Raw genomic sequence first — 2,383 nt, forward strand, 5'->3', positions numbered from 1 at the left:
TGTTGATTTGCACTGAGAGCTGACCCTGTAGGAGCCGAAGTTTTCGCCGAGAAATGACCCGTGTCTGTTCACCTCCCCGGCCGGATGGTCGGGGTTATCGGAGTGATCGACATGGAGTTGTTGAGCGTGATCCGCCGGTGGCATCACCGGGATTGCATCCCGATCCGCGAGATCGAGCGACGGACGGGCCTGTCGCGGAACACGATCCGCAAGTACCTGCGGGCGGACGCCGTGGAGGTGCGGTTCAAGGTTCCCGAGCGCCCGAGCCGCCTGGACCCGTTCGCCGACAAGCTGTCGGAGTGGCTGAGGGTGGAGGCGGGCAAGGGCCGCAAGGGGAGGCGGACGGTGCGGCGGATCCACGCCGACCTGGTGGCCCTGGGGTATGCGGGATCCTACGCCCGGGTCGCGGCCTTCGTCCGGCGCTGGCAGGCGGGACGGGAGGTGGCGCAGCGGACCACCGGGCGCGGGGTGTTCGTGCCGCTCGCCTTCCAGCCCGGCGAGGCCTTCCAGTTCGACTGGAGCGAGGACTGGGCGACGGTGGGCGGCAAGCGGCTCAAGCTGCAGGCCGCGCACACCAAGCTGTCGCACAGCCGGGCCTTCGTCATTCGGGCCTACAAGCTGCAGACCCACGAGATGCTGTTCGACGCCCTGGCCGAGGCGTTCCGGGTGCTGGGCGGCGTGCCGCGCCGCGGGATCTTCGACAACATGCGGACCGCCGTGGATCGGGTCGGCACGGGCAAGGTCCGGCAGGTCAACGCGCGGTTCCAGGCCATGGCCAGCCACTACCTGTTCGAGACGACGTTCTGCAGTCCGGCCTCGGGTTGGGAGAAGGGTCAGGTCGAGAAAAACGTCCAGGACGCCCGGCGGCAGATCTGGCAGGTCATGCCGCCGTTCATGGATCTGCCCGCCCTCAACGCCTGGCTGGAGGCCCGCTGCATCGAGCGCTGGGGCGAGATCCCCCACGGGGTCCTGCCGGGCAGCGTTGCCGAGGCGCATGCCCGGGAGAGGACGAGCCTGATGCCGATGGGGCGGGCGTTCGACGGTTTCGTGGAGCACGCCAAGCGGGTGTCGCCGACCTGCCTCGTGCACTTCGAGAGCAATCGCTACAGCGTCCCGGCCTCGTTCGCCAATCGGCCCGTCAGCCTGCGGGTCTATCCTGACCGGCTCGTCGTGGTGGCCGAGGGCCAGGTCCTGTGCGAGCACGCCCGGATCGTCGAGCGCTCGCACGACGTTCCCAGCCGCTCCGTCTACGACTGGCGGCACTACCTCGCCGTGATCCAGCGCAAGCCGGGGGCGCTGCGCAACGGCGCACCCTTCGCCGAGATGCCGGAGGCGTTCCGCAGGCTCCAGGCCCATCTCCTGCGGCGGCCGGGAGGCGAGCGGGAGATGGTGGATATCCTTGCCCTGGTGCTGCAGCACGACGAGGGGGCGGTGCTCTGCGCCGTGGAGCTGGCCCTTGAGGGCGGGGTCGCCACCAAGACCCACGTCCTCAACCTCCTGCACCGTCTGACCGACGGCCCGAGCACGGCCGCGGCCATCGATGCCCCCCAGGCCCTCGTCCTGACCCAGGAGCCGAGGGCCGACATCGGGCGCTACGACGCGCTGCGGGATCGCGAGGTGCGCCATGCGTCATGATCCGGCGAGCGCCGCCCTCGTGGTCATGCTGCGCGGGCTCAAGATGTTCGGCATGTCCCAGGCAGTGGCTGAGCTGGCGGAGCAGGGAGCGCCTGCGTTCGAGACGGCCGTCCCCGTCCTCTCCCAGCTGCTCAAGGCCGAGATGGCCGAGCGCGAGGTGCGCTCGATCGCCTACCACACCAAGACGGCCCGGTTCCCGGCCTACAAGGACCTGGCGAGCTTTGACTTCGCGGCGAGCGAGGTCAACGAGGCCACGATCCGGCAGCTGCACCGGGGGGAGTTCACCGAGCGGGCCGACAACGTCGTGCTCATCGGTGGGCCCGGCACCGGCAAGACCCACATCGCCACGGCACTGGGCGTCCAGGCCATCGAGCACGGCCGCAAGAAGGTCCGGTTCTATGCCACGGTCGACCTGGTCAACGCCCTGGAACAGGAGAAGGCTGCCAACAAGGCCGGGCAACTCGCCGATCGCCTGCTCCGCCTCGACCTCGTCATCCTCGACGAGCTCGGCTACCTGCCGTTCAGCTCCTCGGGCGGCGCCTTGCTGTTCCACCTGCTCAGCAAGCTCTACGAGCGCACCAGCGTGGTCATCACCACCAATCTGAGTTTCAGCGAGTGGGGCGGCGTGTTCGGCGACGCCAAGATGACCACGGCCCTGCTCGACCGGCTCACGCACCACTGCCACATCCTGGAGACCGGCAACGACAGTTTCCGGTTCAGGAGCAGCTCGGCCGAACCCAGGAACAGG

Annotated in this window: 2 protein-coding genes; both read left to right on the top strand. The window is 68.9% G+C overall.

Features of this window, described 5'->3' with window-relative positions; genetic code table 11:
* Positions 1-111: 111 nt before the first annotated feature.
* The gene (istA, locus tag FHS87_RS23180) at positions 112-1,635 is read left to right on the top strand and encodes an IS21 family transposase (RefSeq protein WP_184522254.1); all 1,524 of its coding nucleotides are present in this window, start codon (positions 112-114) and stop codon (positions 1,633-1,635) included.
* Positions 1,625-2,383 (top strand): IS21-like element helper ATPase IstB (gene istB, locus FHS87_RS23185; RefSeq protein ID WP_184522251.1); only part of this gene is annotated, 759 nt, incomplete at its 3' end. The genes istA and istB, both read left to right, overlap by 11 nt.

The organism is Muricoccus pecuniae, assembly GCF_014199205.1.
Classification (GTDB): Bacteria; Pseudomonadota; Alphaproteobacteria; order Acetobacterales; family Acetobacteraceae; genus Roseomonas; species Roseomonas pecuniae.

Coding starts and splice junctions, on each gene's coding strand:
- istA (WP_184522254.1), top strand. CDS start 112: ATGGAGTTGTTGAGCGTGATCCGCCGGTGGCATCACCGGGATTGCATC.